Annotated in this window: 17 protein-coding genes and 4 pseudogenes; 10 read left to right on the forward strand and 11 right to left on the reverse strand. The window is 64.8% G+C overall.

The window, feature by feature from the left end:
- Positions 1 to 58 precede the first annotated feature (58 nt).
- The 3 genes and pseudogenes from ACUDAL_RS08500 to ACUDAL_RS08510 all read right to left on the reverse strand — a co-directional run bounded on the left by ACUDAL_RS08500 (position 59) and on the right by ACUDAL_RS08510 (position 5,911).
- The gene (locus ACUDAL_RS08500; RefSeq protein ID WP_444677836.1) at positions 59 to 1,501 is read right to left on the reverse strand and encodes an HlyD family type I secretion periplasmic adaptor subunit; all 1,443 of its coding nucleotides are present in this window, start codon (positions 1,499 to 1,501) and stop codon (positions 59 to 61) included.
- Positions 1,501 to 3,607: pseudogene (locus ACUDAL_RS08505) on the reverse strand (type I secretion system permease/ATPase). The gene ACUDAL_RS08500 and the pseudogene ACUDAL_RS08505 overlap by 1 nt, the downstream one beginning before the upstream one ends.
- Before the next feature lie 162 nt (positions 3,608 to 3,769).
- Entirely contained in the window at positions 3,770 to 5,911 is a 2,142-nt protein-coding gene (locus ACUDAL_RS08510; RefSeq protein WP_444677837.1) for a TolC family outer membrane protein, read from the reverse strand.
- 528 nt (positions 5,912 to 6,439) lie between these two features.
- On the opposite strand from ACUDAL_RS08510, the pseudogene ACUDAL_RS08515 reads away from it, so the two are divergent.
- From ACUDAL_RS08515 to ACUDAL_RS08530, 4 genes and pseudogenes are all read left to right on the forward strand, one after another.
- Positions 6,440 to 6,720 (forward strand): annotated as a pseudogene (locus tag ACUDAL_RS08515) (hypothetical protein).
- Between the two features lie 915 nt (positions 6,721 to 7,635).
- Positions 7,636 to 8,358 carry a transglycosylase domain-containing protein gene (locus ACUDAL_RS08520; protein ID WP_444677838.1) on the forward strand — a complete coding sequence of 241 codons (723 nt, stop codon included), beginning with the start codon at positions 7,636 to 7,638 and terminating at the stop codon, positions 8,356 to 8,358.
- On the forward strand, positions 8,349 to 9,503 hold the full coding sequence (locus tag ACUDAL_RS08525) for a hypothetical protein (protein ID WP_444677839.1): 1,155 nt from the start codon (positions 8,349 to 8,351) through the stop codon (positions 9,501 to 9,503). The genes ACUDAL_RS08520 and ACUDAL_RS08525 overlap by 10 nt, the downstream gene beginning before the upstream one ends.
- Before the next feature lie 20 nt (positions 9,504 to 9,523).
- The gene (locus ACUDAL_RS08530) at positions 9,524 to 10,198 is read left to right on the forward strand and encodes a penicillin-binding transpeptidase domain-containing protein (RefSeq protein ID WP_444677840.1); all 675 of its coding nucleotides are present in this window, start codon (positions 9,524 to 9,526) and stop codon (positions 10,196 to 10,198) included.
- A 294-nt stretch (positions 10,199 to 10,492) separates the two neighbouring features.
- Here the strand turns inward: ACUDAL_RS08530 and ACUDAL_RS08535 are convergent, their stop codons facing one another.
- A complete protein-coding gene (locus ACUDAL_RS08535) occupies positions 10,493 to 10,765 on the reverse strand; it encodes a hypothetical protein (protein ID WP_444679343.1) in 273 nt (90 codons plus the stop codon).
- Between the two features lie 172 nt (positions 10,766 to 10,937).
- On the opposite strand from ACUDAL_RS08535, the gene ACUDAL_RS08540 reads away from it, so the two are divergent.
- Positions 10,938 to 12,089: an LBF_2804 family protein gene (locus tag ACUDAL_RS08540; RefSeq protein ID WP_444677841.1), complete on the forward strand. Its 1,152-nt coding sequence runs from the start codon at positions 10,938 to 10,940 to the stop codon at positions 12,087 to 12,089.
- 51 nt (positions 12,090 to 12,140) lie between these two features.
- Here the strand turns inward: ACUDAL_RS08540 and ACUDAL_RS08545 are convergent, their stop codons facing one another.
- The 5 genes from ACUDAL_RS08545 to ACUDAL_RS08565 form a co-directional block, all read right to left on the reverse strand.
- Positions 12,141 to 12,782 (reverse strand): penicillin-insensitive murein endopeptidase, encoded by a 642-nt coding sequence (locus ACUDAL_RS08545; RefSeq protein WP_444677842.1) that lies wholly within the window; start codon positions 12,780 to 12,782, stop codon positions 12,141 to 12,143.
- Between the two features lie 233 nt (positions 12,783 to 13,015).
- Positions 13,016 to 13,216 (reverse strand): hypothetical protein, encoded by a 201-nt coding sequence (locus ACUDAL_RS08550; RefSeq protein WP_444677843.1) that lies wholly within the window; start codon positions 13,214 to 13,216, stop codon positions 13,016 to 13,018.
- Entirely contained in the window at positions 13,216 to 14,241 is a 1,026-nt protein-coding gene (locus ACUDAL_RS08555) for an alpha/beta hydrolase family protein (RefSeq protein WP_444677844.1), read from the reverse strand. Before ACUDAL_RS08555 ends, ACUDAL_RS08550 begins: the two co-directional genes overlap by 1 nt.
- A gap of 59 nt (positions 14,242 to 14,300) precedes the next feature.
- Complete coding sequence (locus tag ACUDAL_RS08560; RefSeq protein ID WP_444677845.1) at positions 14,301 to 14,672, reverse strand: alpha/beta fold hydrolase; 372 nt, start codon at positions 14,670 to 14,672, stop codon at positions 14,301 to 14,303.
- A 238-nt stretch (positions 14,673 to 14,910) separates the two neighbouring features.
- Entirely contained in the window at positions 14,911 to 15,459 is a 549-nt protein-coding gene (locus ACUDAL_RS08565) for a DUF421 domain-containing protein (RefSeq protein WP_444677846.1), read from the reverse strand.
- Between the two features lie 138 nt (positions 15,460 to 15,597).
- On the opposite strand from ACUDAL_RS08565, the pseudogene metG reads away from it, so the two are divergent.
- From metG to ACUDAL_RS08590, 5 genes and pseudogenes are all read left to right on the forward strand, one after another.
- Positions 15,598 to 17,638: pseudogene (metG, locus tag ACUDAL_RS08570) on the forward strand (methionine--tRNA ligase).
- A 192-nt stretch (positions 17,639 to 17,830) separates the two neighbouring features.
- Positions 17,831 to 19,209, forward strand: a pseudogene (locus tag ACUDAL_RS08575) (diguanylate cyclase domain-containing protein); the annotation flags it as partial.
- Between the two features lie 197 nt (positions 19,210 to 19,406).
- On the forward strand, positions 19,407 to 20,186 hold the full coding sequence (locus tag ACUDAL_RS08580; protein ID WP_444677847.1) for an RnfABCDGE type electron transport complex subunit B: 780 nt from the start codon (positions 19,407 to 19,409) through the stop codon (positions 20,184 to 20,186).
- Positions 20,187 to 20,197: 11 nt separating this feature from the next.
- Positions 20,198 to 20,836, forward strand: a complete 639-nt coding sequence (gene nth, locus ACUDAL_RS08585) for an endonuclease III (protein ID WP_444677848.1) — start codon at positions 20,198 to 20,200, stop codon at positions 20,834 to 20,836.
- Between the two features lie 112 nt (positions 20,837 to 20,948).
- The gene (locus tag ACUDAL_RS08590) at positions 20,949 to 22,007 is read left to right on the forward strand and encodes a hypothetical protein (RefSeq protein ID WP_444677849.1); all 1,059 of its coding nucleotides are present in this window, start codon (positions 20,949 to 20,951) and stop codon (positions 22,005 to 22,007) included.
- 9 nt (positions 22,008 to 22,016) lie between these two features.
- Here the strand turns inward: ACUDAL_RS08590 and ACUDAL_RS08595 are convergent, their stop codons facing one another.
- Positions 22,017 to 23,024: an ArsA family ATPase gene (locus tag ACUDAL_RS08595; protein WP_444677850.1), complete on the reverse strand. Its 1,008-nt coding sequence runs from the start codon at positions 23,022 to 23,024 to the stop codon at positions 22,017 to 22,019.
- 2 nt (positions 23,025 to 23,026) lie between these two features.
- Positions 23,027 to 23,329: a cory-CC-star protein gene (locus tag ACUDAL_RS08600; RefSeq protein ID WP_444677851.1), complete on the reverse strand. Its 303-nt coding sequence runs from the start codon at positions 23,327 to 23,329 to the stop codon at positions 23,027 to 23,029.
- Positions 23,330 to 23,338 lie beyond the last annotated feature (9 nt).

Raw genomic sequence — 23,338 nt, forward strand, 5'->3', positions numbered from 1 at the left:
AATGCGCTGTGCCAGCGCGGGACATCACCTTGCCGTGAACTGACAAACCAGTGTGCCATCATCGTTCCCCCATGGAGTTGCTCCAGGCCCGCAGAACGGGTTTGAGCAGGAACTGCATCACGGTGCGCTTGCCGGTCATGATGTCGACCTGTGCGGTCATGCCCGGGATGACCTGGATCTCGCCACCCAGACCCTCGCCTTCGAGCGTGCGCACGCGCACCAGGTAAAAGGTGTTGTCGTTGTCGTCCGTAATCGTATCGGCGCTGATATGGTCGAGCTCGGCGGATAGACCGCCAAAGATGGCGAAATCGTAGGCCGTGAGTTTGATGGTGGCCGGCTGCCCGGGGCGCAGGAAGGCGATGTCCTGCGGGGCGATCCGTGCTTCGACCAGCAGTTGGTCACCGCTGGGCACGATATCCACCACTTCCTGGCCGGGCTGAACCACACCGCCGAGGGTGGTGATGCTCAAGCGCTGCACCACGCCGTCCACCGGCGAGCGGACCTCGGCCAGGCGCACCCGGTCCTCTAGGCCGGCACTGGTTTCATCGAGCGCGTTGAGATCGCCAAGCGTCAGCGCCAGGTCGTTGCGCCATTGGCTGCGACGCTCGACGCCGAGCTCGCGCAGTTGGGTTCGCGCCTCTTCCACGGCGGCCTCGAGGCGTGCCACGGCCGCCGCCGCCTGGTTCCGCTCACCCGAGGCGCGCGAGACCTCCCGTTCCAGCCGCAGAACATCGACTTCGGACACCGCGCCCGACTGCAGCAGCGGCCGCGTCAGGTTCAGCTCCTGGGTGGCCATGTTGGCCTCGCGCTGAGCGGTATCACGCCGTGCCTTGGCTTCGTTGAGTTCCTCTTCGCGCTGGCGTATGCGGTCGCGCAGGATGCTTTCCTGTTCGCGCAGCTCTTCCCTTCGGCTTTCGTAGAGCTCGCGCTCCTGGGCCACGATCTGCGGCGCTTCCGTACGCAGCTCATCGCTCGGTTCGAAGGGGGTATCCGAGATCAGCGCGCGCAATCGCTCGGCCCTGGCCTTCAGCGCCAGCGCCTGGGCACGGTTTTCGCGGAAGGTGGCCACGAAGCGCGTCGGATCGATGCGCATCAGCACCTCGCCCGCTTCAACCCGCTGGCCTTCGCGCACGAGTATTTCCTGCACGACGCCTCCGTCGAAGGACTGCACGCGCTGCAGCTGGCTCGAGGGGATGACTCGCCCGGTGCCGCGAGTCACCTCATCGATCGAGGCAAAGTAGGACCAGGCAATCAGGGCACAGAAGGCGATCAGTACGGTATAAAGAAGCAGGCGGGCACGAATCGGATCCTGCTGCAGCCTGGCCCAATCGGCATCGCTGCTCCAGTCACGATTGAGGTGCGCCGCCGTCACCCGCGTGGAGAAGAGCCGGTCCATGAAGGGCCGGAAGGCTTTGCCTCCAACGTCCGAAAACCGGCCAATCGCTTCGAATCCCTGCTGCTCGGCGCTCTTGCCGCGGGTGGGGGTTTGTTGCATCGCCATCAGCCTGCCCTCCCGATCTGGCCTTTACGCAGCGCGTCCACCACCTGGTCGCGTGGTCCGTCGGCTACCACCTTGCCGCCATCAATCACAATGATGCGATCCACCAGCGACAGCAGCGAGGTTCGGTGGGTGACCACAAGCATGGTCTTGCCATGGGCATACTGTTTCAGGTTGGCCTTGAAGCTCTCTTCACTGGCGTGATCCATGGAGCTGGTCGGCTCATCGAGCAGCAGGATTTGGGGTCATGGACCAGTGCCCGTGCGATGGCGACAGCCTGGCGCTGGCCACCTGAAAGCATCTGCCCACGCTCGCCCACCTGCAGGTCGACGCCATGGGGGTGCGCATTGACCAGGCTCTCTAGCCCACTGAGTTTGATCGCACGCAGCAGGGCATCGTCATCGACGCCATCGCTGCCGCCACCGGCAACGATGTTGTCGCGCAGAGAGCCGAAAAACAGGCTGACATCCTGGGGCACATAGCCGATATGGCGACGCAACTGCACCGGGTCGAACTGGCGCAGGTCGACGCCATCGAGCATCACGGCCCCGGAAGTGGGCGCATAGAGCCCCAGCAGCAGCTTGTTCAGGGAGGTCTTGCCACAGCCGACTCGCCCCAGCAGCGCCACTTTTTCACCCGGCGCGATGGAAAGCGATACCTCACGCAAAGCGTCGCGCTCTTCATCGGGGTAGCGCAGCGATACCTTGTCGAAGCGTATCTCGCCCCGCACGACGGGCCGGCTAATGAAGGACTTGCCTTCAGGGCGCTCCACCGGCCGCTGCATGACGCCATCCAGCGACTGCAGTGCAGTCGACGACTGGTGATACTGGGCTAGCAAGGCCGCCGCCTGGCTTACCGGCGCCATGGCGCGCGAGGAGAGCATATAGGCGGCAATGAGCCCGCCCTGGGTGAGGTTGCCATCTATGATCAGGTAGACGCCTATGATGATGACGCACACCGCAACGGTATGCTGTGCCCACATGGCAACGTTGGACACCGAGGCACTGACCAGCCGCATCTGGGCCGAGGTGCGAGACAGAAAGGCGGTGGCCTTTTCCCACTGGCTTTGCAGTCGACTCTCCGCCCGCAGCGTCTTGACCGTTTCCAGGTGCGAGAGCGATTCGACCAACGTGGCGTTACGCTGCGCGCTGACACGCCAGGTGGTTTCGGAAAGCTCATGCATCTTGCCCTGGGCGGCCAGGGCATAAAGCAGCACGATGCAGATTCCACCCACGACAGGCAGTACCAGCGGCACCCCGATCAGTGCAATCACACCGGCAAACAGCAGCACGAAAGGCAGATCCACCAGGGCCACCACGGTTGCCGAGCCGATGAAGGCACGCACCGACTCGAAGGAGTGCAGCGTCGAGGCGAAAGAGCCCGTGGAGGCCGGCCGCGCCTCCATCCGCAACCCTAGCACCTGGCCCATGAGGGTTGACGACAGCTTAACGTCGGCCCGGCTGGCGGCAAGATCAACGAAGGTGCTGCGCATCAGCCGCAGCGCCAGGTCAAAGCAGAGCACCACAAAAATCCCGGCGGCGAGCATCCGCAGCGTTTCGGTAGCGTGATTGGGCACCACGCGATCATAGACATTGAGCACGAAAAGCGGCATGGCCACGGCGAAGAGGTTGATCACTACCGAGCCTGCCACGACATCGCGATAGAGACGGCGATTTTCCCGAATCACCCCCAGAACCAGTGCCGCGCCCGCTGCGTGCCTACCTCGGGGCCACGGGCGTCGAAGCGAAAACGTGGGCGCACGTAGATCGCCTGGCCGCTGTAGCTTTCGGCCAGGCCATCGAGACTGACCTCCGAAACGGCATCCCCCAGCTCCGGAAAGATCACCTGTGCACGACGCCCCTTGAGGTCAAGCGCCTGGAGCACGCAGGCACGCCCGGGTTCCAGCAGCAGCACGACCGGAAACAGCGCTGGGTTGAGCTGAACCAGGCGACTCTTGACGATGCGAGCCGTCATGCCGGCTCGCGATGCGGCTCGAGCAAATACCCCGGGGGTAAGACGCCCCTCTTCGAGCGGTAGCCCGGCAGTCAGCGACTCGGCCGTCACAGCATGATCATGTGCCAGGGCAATCGTTTGCAGGCACTCAAGCAATTCGTCACGAACCGCCGAGCGAGCCGCGCCTGCCACGGAATCGAGCACTTCTTGTTGCGTCACAGTCACCTCGGATATATCGCCCGCCCGGTGACTCACCAGGCGGGCCTTCAGCCATGCTTATCCGAGCCTTGGCCCGGCGATTCGCCTCGACCGCAACGTTTACCCTTGCACCGCATAGCTGTCGGGATAACCGAGCTGCTCCAGCTGGCGGCGCAGTGCACTGAGCTCCCGCTGGTCAGCTATCGGACCGATTTGCACGCGATGCAGACCCGGCGTACTGACCAGTCGTGCCGGCTGAGCCAGCATGTCGCTAAGTTCATGCCCCACACTCTCGGCGCGCTGCGCATCCTTGAGGGCTACGACCTGCAGGTAGGTGCCCGCCGGTGCGATACGCTCTGCCTGACTTGCCACCAAAGGCTGCTGCACCACGTCCGCCAGCACTTCTGCGTAGATCCCGGCAAAGGGCTGTGTAGCGGCCCATGCCTCGGACGGGCTAGCAGCAGCCGGCTGGGGTACATCGCCATTCGTCTGGCTCTGCAGGCCGGGCCAGGCGCTCATGTCCAGGCTCTCACCCACACGCTCGAGCGTGACCTCGACACGACGGTTCTGGCGGCGCCCTTCCGGCGTGCTGTTGCTGGCGACCGGCTGGCGCGAGCCGTAGCCACGGGTCTCGATCAGGCTACGATCGACGCCCTGCCCGGCCAGGTAGTCGCCTACGCTGTCGGCACGACGCTGGGACAGCGGATCATTGATGGCATCGCTGCCTGAGCTGTCGGCATGGCCGGCGATGAAGACCCGCGCGAGGTCGGTTCGGTCGCGAATCTGCTGGGATAGTTGAGCCAGCTGCTGGCGTGCATCGGGCCCAAGCTCCGCGCTGTTGACGGCAAACAGCGCATCGGCAGAGAGCGTCACGTCGGGAGCCCGCGTAGGCGCCGGGGCGCTGATACCACGGGTGAAGTCGGCCAGCGTGAAGCCTTCCGGACCTGATACGGGGCACAGCATGCTCGGCTCGAGTGCCACACCGTCGCTGCGCAGCTCCGCCAGCGACGGCATGTCATCGCGCATCACGCCCAGGGTCTGCATCAGTTGCCCCATGGCCGCCAGGGTGCGGGCATCGGCCAGAGCGATATCGTACTGGGCATTGGCGTAGGCCCGGCTCGCCTCGAAGAATTCGTTCTCGCTGTCGAGCACGTCGAGGAGCGTCCGCTGGCCGATATCGAACTGTTGCTGGTAGGCCCCGCGCACCCGATCGATGGACTGGCGGTGCTCATTGAGATAGCGGATCTGCTCGCGCAGGCGCCGCGTATCGTTGAAGGCGATCTGGGTGGACTGGCGTACGTTGTGGCAGACCAGGTCGCGCTGGTTGACGGCCTGCTCGACGCGCTCGCTGGCGGCCCGGAAAGAGGCGAGATCACTGCCGCCGCGATACAGGTTCATGCTGGCGACCAGCTCGACGCTGTGGCGGTCGCGACGCCCGACATCATCGAAGCCATTTTCATTGTTACTGGTGCCGGTGCGACCACGCAGGTCGAGGCGTGGCTGGAAGGCAGATTGGGTGCCGCTCTTCTGGGCCTGAGCGGCTTCGATGTTCTCGATCGCCGCATGGAAGTCCGGGTTGCCCTGGAAGGCCAGATTGACCGCTTCGGCGACCGAAGGCGGCAGGCGGTCATCCAGCGGTGGCGCAGGCGTCAGATTCTCGGCCGGCAGAGTACCGACAATACGCAGGTAGCGAGCAGTGACATCGTGCAGATTGGAGGCTTCGGTCATCAGGTTCGACTCGGCCAGTGCCAGTCGACCACTGATCTGCTCGAGATCGACCCCGCGCCCCGCTCCGGAGCGCACCCGATCCTCGATCTGGGTGAACACGCGAAGGTGATCGGCATAATTGTCCTGGGCCAGCCGCACCAGTTCACGATAACGGCTGACGTCCAGGTAGGCCCGCACCGCCTCCAGTGCGATGCTCTCGCTGGCGCCGAGCAGTTCGTAGTAGCGCACCAGCTTGGCCCGATCGAGCCGCGCGACCTCGCTGCGGGTCGCGAAGCCATCGTAGAGCATCTGGGTCAAGCGCAGCTCGGCAAACTCGGTGTTGTAGCTGCCACGGTTGTCACCTTCACGCCACTCGCGGCCCACACCAGCCGCGGCATCGAGGCTCGGCAGGTAATTGCCGCGCGCCACGCCCACGTCATGCCCGGCGGCATTCAACCCGCTCCAGGCGGCGAGCACTTCGGGGTTGGTGGTGATGGCCTGGCGTACTGCCTGCTGCAGGTCGATGGAGCCCGGCGACGCCAGGCCAGGCGGCAAGGTTTGCGCAAGAGCAGTAGACAGTGGGAGCAGTGCCAAGGTGGATCCCACCGCTACGGCCCTGGCCAAGCGATGGACACGAAACGGTTCGGCGGAAGGTTTCATTGGGGTTCCCTTACATGAGGCCGCACCCGCAGTGCCCGTGGCGAAAGCAGTGTCGGCGAGTCATTGACGTTTCTTGTTATTTTTCGACGCCTTCGGAGAGGGCCGCAGGCTGGATTCTTACTCACTAAAATAAGCAAGTCTTATGCATGTTATGACTGCTGCACTTCCCCGAACACCAAGTAGCAAACTCTTGCACTTCAAGGGTGAGCATGGACAGTCTCTCTCATGAATGTAAGTAAGCGTAACCGAAGTTTATCCTTTGTCCAACAGTAGGAACGCGACTTTTTTGTAAGACTGACGCCATTTCAACGCAGCCAACTCGGCGCTTGGAGGGGGCGGTTGAGCAAAGGGCGCTCTTGCCCATACACAAACATGCTATGGTCGGTTCTGACACGACACGGCCGATACGAAAAGGAGACCGCCATGTCCGCCTCGGAAATTCAAAAAATCAGAGTAATTAATGAGTTGCGTGGGTTCATCAAGAAGCTTCTGCAGGAGCCCCAGATCCTCGAGCGCTCCTTGACATCGCTCGTCGACACTATGGCGACGCCCGAGCCGACGATGCCATGACGCGCATCGCCAACGAGATTTCCGAATCCACCAGCGTGCACATTCCCGAGGACCCCGCCGAGCATTCCGAAGCCGACCGCTTGTTTTTAGAGTTACTAAAAGAAGTCGTCAGTGAAGAGCAGGCACTCTACTAAGGACGAGGAGTACGCAGAAGGTGCCCGGCGCTGCGTTTGCAAGGTGGCATTTCGCTGCGCCGGTAAAACGCCCGACCGTTTCAGGGTAAAGCACGTAGTGGATTTTGCTTTTTTTAATCCAATTTTCCCTATCATTACCCAAACAAGCCATACTTACTGCCCCACAACCTCTACTGGGGACACTACCCTACGTCCAACTGCTTTCATTGTGCTTTTCAGTCGATGGGCTCTTCACGGCGGGAGTCACTGCCGCCGCCCCCTCCACCGGCCCTTAAAAATAACTCGGCCATCCTCTTTCTCCCCTTGCTCTAGTGAGCTACAACGAAAAGTGAGCGACAGCGAAACGTGACAGCTGCTGGCCCAGCGAACATCGCCTTGGGCCAAAGAGCGCCTACCGAACAGCCTCACCACTTCGTTGCCGTGGAAGACGCGCAGACCTGACGCCCGTGTTTCCTGGGAGTTGCAACCGGCCAGTAGGGGGTAACGCATGGGGTCACGCAGGCAACATCCGCCACATCACCGTGACACGGACATAGCATGGCTTGCGGACGGTGAATCGAGCGAGCATCGCTCCCCTTTCCTGCAGGAACCTAGGCTGACGCCGGCTCCCGCACGCGTGCGTTCCCATCGCTACCTGTACATCACACTGGCCATTCTGCTGGCTTTTTTGGCGTCACCCTGGCCACCCTGCTGGTCGCCGAAGCCAGAACCTCGCACTTCCAGGCACAAGAGCTTTCCCGTTACGCCAGCACCCTGAGCTATCGCCTGGCCCCAGGCAAGAGTGACCGTATTCACTTTCCTACCCATGGCCCCTTCGACGAACGGCTGGGCTATACGCACCTGCCCGAATTTGCACAACGCCTCACGGACAACGGTTACGACATCACCCATCAGGCCCGCTTCTCCAGGCCGCTCTTGGAATTCACCGAACGGGGCTTCTTTGCTCCCTATGCAGAAAAGGCCCAGGCAGGTCTTACCCTGAACGAATGTCGTGGCGAAACGCTTTACCAGTTTCGCCACCCTCAGCGGCAATATCCGCACTTCGACGCCATTCCTTCGCTGGTTGTCCAGACCCTGCTGTTCATCGAAAATCGCCATCTGCTGGACGAGAGCACACCCTACGCCAACCCCGCCGTGGACTGGCCGCGCTTTACCAAGGCGGCCTTCTCCCAAATGGGCCGCGCGCTCGACATGCCCGGCCAGTCATCTGGTGGCAGCACCCTGGCTACGCAAATGGAGAAATACCGCCATTCGCCCCGCGGAAGAACCGATTCACCCATGGAAAAACTGCGCCAGATGGTCTCGGCCAGCGTGCGCAGCTACCAGCATGGCCCGCAAACGCTGACCGCCCGCCAGGACGTGGCGCTGCAGTATCTCAACACCGTGCCGCTGGCAGCCGCCCCCGGCTACGGCGAGGTGCACGGCCTGGGCGATGGCCTGTGGATCTGGTTCGGCAGTGATTTCAACCAGCTCAACCAGACGCTCTCCGCGCACTCCGACAAGCCGGGCGAGCAGGAGGCCGCCGGGCTGGCCTTGCGCCAGATCACGGCGCTGATGATCGCGCAGCGGCGCCCTCATGGTATCTGGCCGAAGGGCGAGCAGCGCTGGAACGGCTCACCGACAGCTACTTGCGCCTGATGGCCGACAGTGGCTGGATCAGCCCGGCGCTCAGCCAGGCGGCGCTGCGCCAGCACCTCACCTTCCGCGACTTCAGTCAGGACCCGGTGCGGCTTCGCGTCGAGCAGGACAAGGGGCTGCAGATGGCGCGCCAGCGCCTGGCGACGCTGCTGGGTACCTCGCTCTATGACCTGGACCGCATCGATTTCCAGGCGCGCACCACGCTGAACGGCGCCCTGCAGCGCGAGGTCACGGCCTACCTGCACCGCCTTGCCGAGCCCGAGTTCGCCGCCGAGATTGGCCTGCTCGGCGAACGGCTGCTGAGCGGCGATAAGACCGCCGACGTGCGTTACAGCTTCACGCTACTGGAGCGCAGCGACGATGGCTTCCGCGTGCGCGTGCAGACCGATAACACCGGCCAGCCCTTCGATATCAACGAAGGCAGCAAGCTGGAGCTGGGCTCTACCGCCAAGCTTCGGGTGCTCGCCACCTACCTGGAAGTGGTCGCCGAGCTTTACCAGCGCCACGCCGGCCAGCCCGGCGAAGCCCTGCGCCAGGTCGAGATCGACCGGCAGGACACCCTCAGCCACTGGGTGCTCGGCCAACTGGCGGCCAATCCCGAGCTCGGCCTTCATGAACTGCTGCAGGCCGCCATGGAACGGCGCTATTCGGCCAGTCCGGCCGAAGCCTTCTTCACCGGCGGCGGTCGCCACACCTTCAATAATTTTCGACGCGAGGACAACGGCCGCAACCCCACCCTCACGGAAGCGATGCGCGAGTCGCTCAACCTGCCCTTCATTCGCCTGATGCGCGACCTGGTGCGCTACAGCACCCACCAGCGCGAACCGCGCAGCAGCCTGCTGGAGAACGACCACGACCCGCGCCGCCAGGAGTACCTGGCGCGTTTCGCCGACCGCGAAAGCCAGGTATTCCTGCAGCGCTTCTGGCGCAAGTACCAGGGGCAGGACAGCGATGCACGCCTCACCGCCTTCCTCGGCGGGTTGACACTTTCCGCCCCCGACTGGCGGCAGTGCATCGCTACCTGTTCCCCGAAGCCGATCGGGACAGCTTTGCAGCCTTCCTGCACGCGTGGCTCCCCGAAGGCACCCGGCTCGAAGAGAGGCAGCTCGAAGCACTGTATGCACGCTATGCCCCGGAAGCCCTGACGCTGTCGGATCAGGGCTATGTGGCTCGGGTGCATCCGCTGGAACTGTGGCTGGTGGGTTACCTGCTCGACCATCCGGAGGCCAGACTGGCAGAGGCCACCGCGGCCAGCCGCGAGCAGCGCCAGGAGGTCTACGGCTGGCTGTTCAAGACCCGCCATCGCAGCGCACGCGACGTGCGCATCCGTACCATGCTGGAGGTGGAAGCTTTCGTCGGCCTGCACCAGCGCTGGCAGCGCCTCGGCTACCCGTTCGACCATCTGGTGCCTTCTCTGGCCACCGCCATCGGCTCCTCGGGCGACCGCCCGGCAGCGCTGGCCGAGCTGGTGGGCATCATCCTCAACGACGGCGTGCGGCTGCCCACCCTACGCATCGATACCCTTCACTTCGCCGTCGATACCCCCTACGAAACGCACTGGCTACCCGCCGACAACCAGCGCTATCGGGTAATGGCACCAGAAGTAGCGGCAGTGCTACGCGAAACGCTCTCGCAAGTGGTGGAAGGCGGCACCGCTCGTCGCCTGCAGGGCAGCTTCACGCTGGAAAATGGCGACCCTCTGGCCATGGGTGGCAAGACCGGCACCGGCAACAATCGTATCGAGACCCTGTCCCGCAGCGGCCAGGTGCTTCAGTCCAAGGCTAGAAACCGCACCGCTACCTACGTCTTTTCCTGGGCGACGACCATTTCGGCACCCTGACGGCCTTCGTACCAGGCAGCGAATCGGACAGCTTCCGCTTCACCTCGGCGCTGCCGGTACAGGTACTCAAGGGCATGGAGCCGATCCTTCGTCCCTACCTCACTCCCGGCGCCCAGACACGCTGTCTGCCCCAGGTGGATCGACTGATGCAGGCCGGCACCCCCGCCCCGCCACACCTCGGCCTGAGCCAAGTACCATCCGGCGCAACTGGTCAATGCGCATCAAAAAGGCCCGTCGCGACGGTTGGCGACGGGCCTCATAGTGTTACAAGGCATGGCTTGTGGCAGGCATGACTTAGTTGCAGGGCACGACCTTGCGCAGGGTGTCCTTCGCCCACAGCGTCTGGCCGTCTGGCGTCTTGCCATGATCGTTCCAGCGCTCGGTCACCTCGATGCAGAAGGAGCCGGACGGCTCGGTCCGCACGTCGGGGTTGGACGGGCGTTCCCCACCGATACGCAGGAGATCCGGATTCTCGGTCGTGTAGCGGGGAGCGATGGTGGTATTGCCGGCACAGCCAGCCACCAGGGTGGCCACCAGCAGAATGGGCAAACAGCGGCGCAGAGCCATGTTCACGTACCCTCAAGAGTGTTTTGGTGCTCCGGCAGACATTGCCGGTAGCGCTAAATAGAATTCGCCCAGCCGAAGCGTCAACGTTTTTCAAACAGCGTTTCGCTTGCGGTTCGTCGGACACCGGTCGAAGCGCTAACCTGAAGGCAACCTCTCTGGACAATGGAATGTCATGACCATGGCCGATGCCGCACCGGAACGACACTACGACCCCGATCCCAGCCTGCTGGAACGGTGGGCGGCCCGCTTTCTACGCAAGCACAATGCCCGGCAGCAGTTGCCGAAGCGGCCGCGCCAGCCCCGTGAGATCGAAGCGCTGCGTCGTGTCCGGCGCCGAGCGGTAGGCTGGGCCATGCTGGCCGGCATCCTATCGGGGGGCATCATCGGCGGCATGGAGTGGTTCATGCGCCAGGGCATGCTGGACGGGATGCAGGACATGACCCTGATGGAACAGATGCCCTACTGGATCGGCTTCTTCGCCGTGGCAGGCGTGGTGAGTGCGGTGGAGATCCTGTTTTTGTACTGGAATGCTTTGCGTGGCGTGGCCTCGATCAGTCGCATCGCCGAGGCCCCGCTGCACGGCGACTCCCACCCCGGCCTGATACTGCGCGGCCTTGCTCGGGTGGCCCTGGAGTTTCCAAGCCCACGCCATCGCATCTACGGCATCGACCCCTATGCCTACATGGCCGGCTGGAAGCTCACGCTCATGGCCGTGATGTATCGCATGAAGGTCGGGGTCAGCACCTTCGTGCTGCGGGTGTTGGTACGTCGCGTGCTGGGTCGCGTCGCCCTGCGCGGGGTGCTGCCGCTGATCACCGGGCCGCTGTATGCCGCCTGGAACGCCATCATCACCTGGCGCATCCTGAACAAGGCCTGGGAGCAGGCCCTAGGGCCCTACGCCATCGACGCCTGGATGGACCATCTTGAGGCCAGGCGCCAACCGCTAGGGGCCAATGCGCGCCACGCCCTGCTGCATGCCGTCGGTGAGATGCTCATGCGCAACCAGGACGCGCATCCCAATCACGTCTATCTACTGTCTCGCCTGATGCCGCTGGCCGGCGCAGCGGAGCGGCACCTGGAGGTGGACTGGCCCCGCCACCGCCTGACTCTTGCCCGGTTATCCGCTGAGGAGCAGCGCCTAGTGCTGGATACACTGCTGCTGGCCACCGTGGTATCGGGCAAGCCCAGCGGAGCACGCATGAACTTCCTGATGGAAGCCCATATTGCTTGCGCCAAACCCTACCCCATCCAGCGGGTGAGGGCCTGGCGCGAAAGGTTCCTGAAAGGCCAGTCTCTGGTGGCTCAAGCCGGAGGCAGGCCCTGAGTATCTTTCCCGGCTCGGTCTTCCGCAGCGAGCCGACAACAGCGGTTTGGACTACTGTTCGAGAATCGCCCGGCAGGCGGGCGGCAGCGAACGTCCCGGGCTGGGGTAGACCTCGGGGCGCGGCGTGGCGGCAATGGCATTACAGCCATCACCGGGAGGCGGCGCGGGCTGGTCGATGCACTCCGGCTGGTCGGGCGGACAGCGCAGCCGCACGTGCAGATGCTCATCATGGGAGTGCCAAGGGCGCACCAGGCGCAGCCAGGAGCGGTCGTCCCATTCGCGCTCGCAAAGGTCACGCTTGACCGCCCCGTCGACGAAGATGCGCGCCACCCGCGGATCATCGGCCGCCAGCCGAATCAGCTCGGCGTGTTCAGCCGTCCACCGCTCATCCAGCCGCTGGGTGCGCGGGTCGACCAGGATCGGCTGCTCCAGCTCTTCCCGCTCGCTGCGTTCGAGGAACGGCAGGTCGAGCCGAAACCAGATGTCGACATCCAGCCCGGTCTGATGGCTCACGTGCCCGTAGGGCATGGGGCCACCGCGCGGCTGGGCCATGTCACCCACCAGCATCGGCCCGAAGCCCGCCTCGTTGACGCGCAGCCCAAGGCGCTCGATATAGGCAATCAGCGACGGGTGGCCATAGTGGCGGTTACGTTCGATATCCACGGCCTGGTAGCCGATTCCTTCCAGTGGCAACGCTTCGGCTCCTGCAATACAGCCTCCATCGAAAGGACCGATAACGCGCGGGGGCCGGCCAGCGGTTCACTCACCTCCGCCCAGGTGCCCGGGCTGGCGGGCGGTGCCTGCTGGGCATGCGCCGCCCCGCCCGCCGCCAGGGCAGCAAGCGCCAATAACAGGACGCCCACATTGCGTGGGCGTCGAACCTTGGTCGTGTCGCTCATCTCTCTTCCTTAACTGGGTGTTGATCCTTACTCACGCTCTTGCCGGGCCAGCCATTCCAAGCCAGGGCGATAGAGCATTTCATGCTCGCCTTCGAACAGCACGAGCTCCACCGGGCCGGACTGGATATAAAGCAGCACCGGCGATTCGGCCTCGTCGAACAGGGGGAATTCCCGTTCGTCATGGGTGGAACGCTCGAGCAGCTCCTGCGGGATTTCGCCCTGTTCCATCAGCTGCTCGATCTGAGCATCAGGAATCCGTTCACCCTCATCCACCAGGTCGTTGAATGCCCACAGCGCCTGGTTGGGGGGACGGTATCGTCGTCGATGCCGTGGGCGATCAGCACGCGCAGCTGGCCGGCCACGTCGGGGACATGCGCCTTGGGGCTGCGCTGCACGCACTCGTCGTGCGCCTCGCTGCCCTCTTCCGGCACGCCGCCGCAGGCCTCGGCAATCTCCTCGGCATATTTTTCGCCGCGCTCGGCGTTCCATTCGTGCCAGCGAACCAGATCGTAGACCGGCACCCATGCGGCTACCCCGGCGAAGACGTCGGGATTGCGACTCGCCAGGTGCAGTGCGTTCATGGCGCCGCCGGAATAGCCCAGCAGATAGATGCGCGATTCATCAACGTTGGCATGCTCGCGCGCATAGGCCAGGGCATCCTCCATGTCGGACATGACCAGGTCGGAGGCCGTCGACTCGGGCCGGCCGTCGTTTTCACCGCGAAAATCGGGATGAATGAACGCCCAGTCGTTGGCCGCGGCGAACTGTCCAAGCGGAATATCGATGTTTTGCAGATAGTCGGTGCTCCAGCTGTGCAGCACCATCAGCAGCGGCCGCTCCTCCTCACCTTCGGGGGCGTAGAACAGTGCCGGCTGTTGGTAATCGTCCGCCGAAGAGGGTATCTCGATATCCTGAATGTCGGGCAGGTACTCCTGCCAGGTTGCCAGGTCGGCGTCCACCAGCCCGCCAGGAAATTCGCTGACCCGCAGATACTCGCTGGGATGTTCGAGCGACGCAGCCTCGCCCGACGCTTCATGGCCAAGCAGCTGTTCAGCCGCCGGCTCACGCGCCTGGGCCGGGCCGACACCCGCCAGCAGCACGGCGGCGGAAGCGCCCAGCAGCCAGGCACGGCCAGTGCCCTGCAGGCGGGCCGATGCCGGGCGGATGGCGTTGGTATTGGGAAGGGAATGGGTATTGGAATCTGTGTTGACGCAGCACGGATGCAGCGGGGCAATACGGCCTGAACGTTCCATGGCGACTCTCCCTGACGGTGGGGGCTTCCTTTCGTTGTGTCTTTTCACTTGCCAACAGTCTAGTTGCCACCGCTGAGCTTGCCAGCCGTGCCGCTGGGCAACTTCCCTTCCAGCAGGAAGGAACGCAGGGCTTGCACCAGCCGTTCAGCCGCGCTGATGTGAACGGCATGCCCCCGGCCGGGAATTTGTACCACCTGTGCCGCATCGGTCAGGCGAGCGGCACGCAAGAACCACTTGGCAGGCACCAGAAGATCCCTGCCGCCGCGTACCAGCATGACAGGCTGGGTGAGGCCCGGCAGGCGCGTTTCGATGGCATCCGCCATCATGCCCCGCAGCTCGGGCCCCAAGGCGACATTCATGCGCACGTAGTCGCGCAACATCAGCCAGAAGACGGCGGGGTGCTCGAAGAGACCGCTGAGCAGCAACCGCACGAACTGGCTCCACGCCGGCACTGTACCGTCTGGCGATGTGGCCCTGCCGCACCAGGCGCCAGCGCCGTGCACGATCCGCCAGCGTGGCACCAGCCATCACCGCGGCCAGGCCTGCCGCCAGCACCAGCCAGGGGTGCGAATGCAGCACCCTGCCTAGCGGCTTCCCTCCACGCATCTTTCCATGCATTGGCTTTTCCTTCCTTAATGGGGGAGTCCTGGCACCGGCGAGCGCCACCTTTCAGTGGCTTCTCCAAGCCTCCTGTCCGGCGCCAGGCACCTTCACGCCTTCCAGGCTGGGCGCCTCACCACTGGGCGCCTGCCCCACCACGCTGAAGGACCCGTCCGTTTCCAGCACCACGGCCTCGACGTCGTTCAGCGAGGCCATGCCGGCGGCACGAACGGCGGCGCGTATCTCATCCGGGGTCACCCTTGCCTTGCGCAGCGCCTGGGGAAGGCACTCCCCACGCAGCAATAGCAGCGCCGGCTCGCCGGTCACCAGCTGGCGTACCCAGCGCTGGCGCACGCTCATCCAGGTGACCAGGTACTGCATGCCGACGAGCAGCGCGAAGGCCAGCACCCCCTGCGCCAGGGTCACGTCCTGACTCAGCATGACGGTCGCCAGTACCGAACCCAGCGCGACCGTCACCACCAGGTCGAAGGCGTTCATCTTCGACAGGGTACGTCGCCCTGAGATACGCAGCAGAAACACCAGGCTCGCGTAGCCCAGCACCCCCAGTACCAGCGTGCGCAGCAGCGCCGGAAACGCCTCGAAAAAGATCGGATCCAAGTCGGCCTCCCTGTCTCACCGTTCTAGCTTCAGCCTAGCTCAAGCGTCAGCCTGCCGGGCATGACCGCACCGGGTGCAGTCACCGCCCAACAGGGCTACAATCGAGGGTCTGATTTTCTTGGGAATTCCAGAGCCGATATGTCGAACAATGCAAGCGCCCCGCGCAAGATCCTGGTCACCAGTGCCCTGCCCTACGCCAACGGCTCGATCCACCTCGGCCACCTGCTCGAGTACATTCAGACCGACATCTGGGTGCGCTTCCAGAAGAGTCGCGGCCACGAATGCCATTACGTGTGCGCCGACGACGCCCACGGCACCGCGATCATGCTGCGCGCCGAGCAGGAGGGGATCAGCTCGGAGGCGTTGATCGAACGCGTCTCCCGGGAGCACCAGGACGACTTCGCCACCTTCGGCGTCGCCTTCGACAACTATCACTCGACCCACTCCGATGAGAACCGCTACTTCAGCGAGCTGATCTACACCCGACTGCGCGACCGTGGCCATATCGCCACCCGCGATATCGAGCAGATGTACGACCCGGTAAAGGGCCTGTTCCTGGCCGACCGTTTCATCAAGGGCACCTGCCCCAAGTGCAAGGCCGCCGACCAGTACGGCGACAACTGTGAGGCCTGCGGCGCCACCTACACCCCGGCAGAGCTGATCGACCCGGTGTCGGCCATCTCCGGCGCCACCCCCGAGGTTCGCAGCTCCACCCACTATTTCTTCAAGCTGCCGGATTTCGCCGATTTCCTGCGCGAGTGGACCCGCGGCGGCCACGTCCAGACCCAGATCGGCAACAAGCTGCAGGAGTGGTTCGAGTCTGGGCTCAACGAGTGGGATATCTCCCGTGACGCGCCCTACTTCGGCTTCGAGATCCCCGACGCCCCGGGCAAGTATTTCTACGTGTGGCTCGACGCCCCCATCGGCTACCTCGCCAGCTTCAAGAATTTATGCGACCGCACAGGGATAGACTTCGACGCCTTCTGGCAGAAGGACTCGGAGGCCGAGGTCTATCACTTCATCGGCAAGGACATCGTCTACTTCCATGCACTGTTCTGGCCGGCCATGCTGCACGGCGCCGATTTCCGCACCCCCACCGCGGTGAACTGCCACGGCTTCGTCACCGTCAACGGCGCCAAGATGTCGAAGTCCCGCGGCACCTTCATCAAGGCCGCCACCTACGCCGAACACTTGAACCCCGAGTACCTGCGCTACTACTTCGCCGCCAAGCTTACCTCACGGGTCGACGACCTTGACCTCAACCTCGACGACTTCGCCGCCCGAGTGAATGCCGACCTGGTAGGCAAGGTAGTCAATATCGCCAGCCGCTGTGCCGGCTTCGTCAAGAAGCTGGGCAACGGCAGGCTCTCGGCCCACTGCGCCGAGCCGGAGCTGGTGGCACGCTTCATCGCCACCGGCGACGGCATCGCCGAGGACTTCGAGGCGCGTGAATTCGGACGCGCCGTGCGCAAGATCATGGAACTGGCCGACGAGGCCAACACCTACATCGCCGACAAAGCGCCCTGGGCACTGGCCAAGCAGGAAGGGCAAGAGCAGGAGGTGCTCGACATCTGCTCCGTGGGCATCAACCTGTTCCGCCAGCTGATGGTCTACCTGGCCCCGGTGGTACCGGCCATGGCCGAGCAGGCGCAGGCATTCCTGGCGCTGGATTCTCTCGCTTGGTCGAGCCGCCATGGCGTACTGCTCGACCACCCCATCGCCCCTTCAAGCCGCTGATGACCAGGGTGGAGCGCGACAAGATCGATGCCATGATCGAGGCATCCAAGGAGGATCTGGTGGAAGAGCAGAAGCTGAAAGAGGCCGCCAAGGGCCGCTGGCCGACGACCCCATTGCCGAGGGGATCACCTTCGACGACTTCGCCAAGGTCGACCTGCGCATCGCCCGCATTGCCAAGGCCGACTATGTTGAAGGCGCCGACAAGCTGCTGCAGCTGACGCTGGACCTGGGCGGCGAGACGCGCAACGTCTTTGCCGGCATTCGCAGCGCCTACGCGCCAGAAGCCCTGGAAGGCCGACTGACGGTGATGGTCGCCAACCTCGCCCCGCGCAAGATGCGCTTCGGGGTTTCCGAAGGCATGGTATTGGCGGCAGGTAGCGGCGACGGCATCTACCTGCTCTCGCCGGATGCCGGCGCGGAGCCCGGCCAGCGAGTCAAATAACCGGGCTAGATTAAAGTTTGGCCGCCTGCGGTCGAAGAAAGCATATATTGGGCTTTCGCTCCCGGCCGTAGGCATGCCACACACATGAATCTTGCCACTCTGGCTTCCCTGAGGCAGCGCTTCCTGCTGGCGTTGCTTGGCGTGCTGCTGCTGGCGCTGCTGGCACTGGTGCTGGTCGCGCGTTACCAGGTGATGCCCATCCTGCTGGAAGACGAAGAAACCTTCGCCAGCAGCGAACTCGACCGGGTCGAGCGCGCCCTGGGCGGCGAACTCAACCATATGCGACGCCTTGTGGAAGACTGGGCGCACTGGGACGACACCTACGACTTCGTGCGCGGCGAGCGGCCGGAATACGTCGACTCGAACCTCTACGAAGCCACGCTCGAAACCCTCGAGCTGCAGACAATGTTGTTCCTGGATAACCAGAACGCCGCCTACTGGGTGGTCGGCTACGATGAAGCGGGCCAGTTCCGATCCTGTCCCGGCGCCTTGTCATCCTGCGGCTGGGCCGCTCCGGCAGTCTCGTTTCTCGATGCTTATATTCGCAGCGGCGTGGAGCCGGTTTCGCACACTTGGCTGCTGGTACTCCCCAACCTCGCTATGGCCGCGCTCTCACCCATCTACCAGAGCCGAGAAGAAGCCCCTTCCGCAGGCTGGCTGGCCATGGTGCGCCCGCTCTCCGAGCCTTGGGTCGACCAGTTGCGCAACACCACCGGCATCGACCTGACGTTGGCCGGCGTGCCATCCACTGGGCCCCACAAAGAGCTGGTACGCCTATCACCCATGCAGATGCAGGCCAGCCGCTATGTGCCTGCCCTGCCGCCAAGCCGCGCCGTTCGCATTGAGGCAGTGCTGCCGCGACAGCGCTACCAGGTCACGCTCGAAACCTTCCGCTTCGCACTCTACTGGACCAGCGGCGTGCTGATCGTGACCCTGCTGCTGGTGCTGTGGCTGCTTGAGCACATCGTCCTCTCGCCCCTTCGCCAGCTTTCACGCTTCACCCAGCGCCTACAGCATGACCAGGCCGAGACCATGCCCAGCAGTTTCCTTGCCCGCCGCGACGAGATCGGCACCCTGGCACGCGAATTCCGGCACCTGTGGCGCCATCAGCGCCAGCAGTCAGCCCAGCTGCTGACGCTGACCCAGCGCGACCCCTTGACCGGCATCGCCAACCGCCGCCTGTTCGACGAGCGCTTCGCCACCCTGCTTGGCCGCCAGCCGGCACCAGGCGAGGTGGCGGTGATGATGATCGATATCGACCACTTCAAACGCTACAACGACCATTACGGACACCCCGCCGGCGATGCCTGCCTGATCGAGCTGGCGAAATGCATGGACCAGCAGCTGAGCCAGCACGGTTTCCTGCTGGCCCGTACCGGCGGCGAGGAGTTCAGCGCACTGCTGCCCGATACCCCCTCGACGCCGCCAGGCAGCATGCCGCCGCGCTGCTGACCGCCATCGAGGCCCTGGCGCTGCCCCATGCCGCATCGCTTACCGGGGCCTGCGTCACCGTCAGCATCGGCGTCGCTTCACGGGTGCCGGAGACTCTGGACGATATCGGCGAAATCATGCGCGCCGCCGACCAGGCGCTATACCAGGCCAAGAACAGCGGCCGCAACCGGGTGTGCTTATTCCACGAGGTAGCCGACCAGGCAGTCTGAAGCGGCATTGGTCAACCCACCCAGGTAGGCCCACCCCGGGCCAGCACGTATAATGCCTGCCTGTCGGCACGGGCCGACGCTTTCTCACGCGCCCAACAGGAGCACTCGTGACGGGTCAACCGACACTGATCGATGCCATCGACGCCCTGCTGCCCCAAACCCAGTGCGGCAAGTGCGGGCATCCAGGCTGCCGCCCCTATGCCGAGGCCATCGCGGCCGGAGAGCCCATCAACCGCTGCCCACCCGGCGGTGAGGCCACCCTTGCCCAGCTGGCCGAACTCACCGGCCAGTCGCTACTGCCTCTCGCCCAGCCCGCCCAGTTGCCGCTAGTGGCGGTGATCCGCGAGGCGGAATGTATCGGCTGCACCAAGTGCATTCAGGCCTGCCCGGTGGATGCCATCCTCGGCGCCAGCAAACGCATGCACACGGTGATCGTTCAGGAGTGCACCGGCTGCGAGCTGTGCGTGGCCCCTTGCCCCGTCGACTGTATCGACCTGCTGCCGCACCCCGCATGGCAGGCCGCCGACAGCGACGCGGCGCGTCAGGCCTACCTGCGGCAGCGCGCCAGCCTTGCACGCCAGCGGTTCAAGGCGCGCACGGCCCGGCTGGCACGCGAAGCCCAGCAGAAGCAGCGCGAACGACAGCGCCGTGCCATCCAGCAGCGCTCGCGGGCTTCGCGCAGCGCCGCCCCTGGCGGCGAGCAACGGCAGCGCCAGATGGCGGTGAAGGCCGCCGAGCAGGCGCTCAAGCGGGCGCGCCAGCAGTACGACAGCGCCAAGCGCCGCCAGGACGACGAGGCCATGCACCTGGCCGAGGCGCAGCTCGACCAGGCGACCCGCCTGCTCACCGAGGCCCGCGACGCCCTGCTGGCCACCCAACCGCGATAAGCGAATGCCGCATGAACGCCCAGAAACGCTACGAAATCTTCGCCCGCCTGCGGGAACACAACCCCCATCCCACTACCGAGCTGGACTGGCAGAGCCCCTTCGAGCTGCTCACCGCCGTGCTGCTCTCGGCCCAGGCCACCGATGTGGGCGTGAACAAGGCGACCGCACGGCTGTTTCCGGTGGCCAACACCCCTCAGGCCATCCTCGAGCTAGGGCTCGACGCGCTCAAGGGGCACATCAAGACCATCGGCCTGTACAACACCAAGGCCGAGAACCTGATGAAGACCTGCCGCATCCTGGTCGAGCGGCACGGCGGAGAGGTACCCGACACCCGCGCCGAACTCGAGGCGCTCCCCGGCGTGGGGCGCAAGACGGCCAACGTGATCCTCAACACCGCCTTCGGGCAACCCACCATGGCGGTGGACACACACATTTTCCGGGTCTCCAACCGCACCCGTATTGCCCCGGGCAAGAACGTGGTCGAGGTCGAACAGAAACTGCTGCGCCATGTACCGAAGGAGTTTCTGCACGACGCCCACCACTGGCTGATCCTGCATGGCCGCTATACCTGTGTGGCACGCCGCCCGCGCTGCGGCAGCTGCGTGATCGAGGATCTGTGCGAGTACCAGGAAAAGGTCGACATCGGTTGAGGCGTATCGGGTGGGCCAAGGCGTGAAAAACCACTCGTGCGACCAAGGGCGTTTTGCATCTCGCGGCCGAGTCGGTGACGATAACCCGATAACAACGCTACTTGAGCCCCCCATGTCACTTCACGACCGCCCCATCGAACAGCGGATCGAGGCGCTGCTGGCGCTGTCGCGCGAGCACGCCGACACCTTCTGCAGCCCCTCGGCCTGGCTGGCCCGCGAACGCTACCTGGCCGCCCACCCGACCCGCATCCTGGCCATGAAGTGCATGGACGGGCGCATCCACCTGCCCCACGCGACCCGCACGCCGCTCGGCATCATCACGCCGTTTCGCAACCTTGGCGGCATCTTCCACCTGGGCTGGCCCTACCTGGGCGAGATCCTCACCGACGCGGTCGAACAGGCCATCCATACCGGCCACGGCGTGCTAATGCTGATCAGCTACCACTTCTCGCGCGGCGACCGCCGGCGTGGCTGCGCTGGCTTCGCCTGCAACGCCGAGGCTGCGCTGGCCCACGCCCACGAGATTCGCCACCAGGCCGAGCGGATCTTCGGCCGCGAGCAGCGCCACGTCTACCCGCTGGTGTGCGGCTTCGAAACCGATCAGGATGCCCTGGTGCTGCACGGCGACAGTGGCGACATCCTCGACCTCAGCACGCTCGACCCAGGCGCCGCCGACAGCCTGGACCATCGCGTCGCCACCCTATGCCCCGACATGCCGGCCGATATCCGCCGCGACCTGCTGCCCTTGCTCATCGGCAACCTGGCGCACGTGGAAGCGCTGCGCGGAACACCTCGCGAACTCGACCTGGAGCACCGTGAATGGGTGATCTGCGTCGGGCGCGGGTTCGACTTCCTGCACCTGCCGAATACCGCCCTGATCGTTGGCCCCTACAGCCCCGACCTGTCGCAGCCGATCGGCACCGCCGCGGCAATCATCGCGTCCAACATGCAGGCCGGGCGGATTCCGGACGACGGCTTCCTGCTGCTGGCCTCGACACCGTTCGAAACGATCGGCGTCGACCGTGCCCGCGCCGAGATGAAATCACGCTTCCTGGCCGACTTCGCCGCCGAGGTGATACATCGCGAGCACCCGCAGTTGGCACGCAAGATGCTCTCGCGTACCGCCGTGGTGCACTGGCAGAGCCGCCGCCTGGAGCTGCTTGCCGGCTGAGCGCGCCGGCTAGAACCCCAGCGCCTCCAGCCGCGTGGCCAGCTCCTCCAGCACTTCGATGCCCTGCACGTCGGTCGGCAACCAGGGCAGCCGCGGCCGCGGCCACCTGGCCAGCTCGGCGTCGATGCGCGCCAGGTAGGTCGCCTCCTGCTCGCGCCGCGCACGCAGGAACTCGCCGTCGGCCTCCTCGGGAAGGACCCGATTGATCAGCGTGCCGGCAACCGGCACTTTGACTGCCTCGAGCGCCTCGACTGCCCGCACGGTCTCGAGGATCGGCAGCCGCTCGGGAGTCAGCACGAACAGGAAGCCGGTAGTCTCGGCGTTCTCGATCTGCCGCCGGGCGCGGTGGAACAGGCGGCGGCGTTGCAGCAGCGTACGCGCCACCTCGCGGGTACGATCATCGAGATCGCTCAGCGGGTCCTCCTCGGGGTCGTCGAAGGGCGTGGCCACGTCGCGCCCGCGCTTGGGAGTCAGGTGCCCCAGCACCTTGCCCAGCGACTCTGAGCGGCGGTTGTGTGCCAGCAGTCCATCGGTCCAGGCCGCCATCGCCTCGGGCAGGGTCAGCAGCCGCAGGGTATGCCCGGTGGGCGCGGTATCGAAGATGATCAGGTCATAGCCGAGGTCATCGGCGGTAACGAGCCGGGCCAAACGTTCCAGCAGCGCGGCTTCCTGGGTACCCGGCGACTGCCGGGTCAGGCGCATCTGGCGCTCCAGCTCCTTCATCATTTCGGGCGCGGCGAAGCGGCGCATCTGTTCGGTGACACGCGCCAGGTGCGCCTCCACCTCGGCGTCCGGGTCGATCTCCATGGCATCGAGGCTGGGCAGCAGGCGCCTGGGCGCATCACCCAGTTCACGGTCGAACACATCGCCCAGACTGTGGGCCGGGTCCGTGGACACCACCAGCACGCGGCGGCCGCGCCGCGCCGCCAGCACCGCTAGCGCCGCCGACACCGTAGTCTTGCCCACCCCGCCCTTGCCGCCCACCCACAGAAGACGCTTGTTCAGCAGTTCGTTCATGGTCAGCAACACCGGAAGTGGTCGAGAGGAGAGTGTTCCATGCCCATGCGCCGGTGCCAGTCGTGGAAGCGTTCCAGCAGCAGCGGCTGCAGCTCCAGCGTGTAGTAGGCCGCCGGGTTGGGCACGCCCATCATTTCTGAGAACACCAGCAGCATGAACAGATCGTCCTCGTCGCGTCGCGCCCGGGCGATCGCTCCACGGTAGCGCGCCGAGTAGACCTCCTCGGCAAAGAAGCGGGCCTGGCCAAGCCAGGCCCGCATCCGCTCGAGACGAGGATCATGGCGCTTGTCATGATCGTCTTTCATCGTGCCTCC

This window comes from Halomonas sp. E19, assembly GCF_052439355.1.
Classification (GTDB): Bacteria; Pseudomonadota; Gammaproteobacteria; order Pseudomonadales; family Halomonadaceae; genus Halomonas.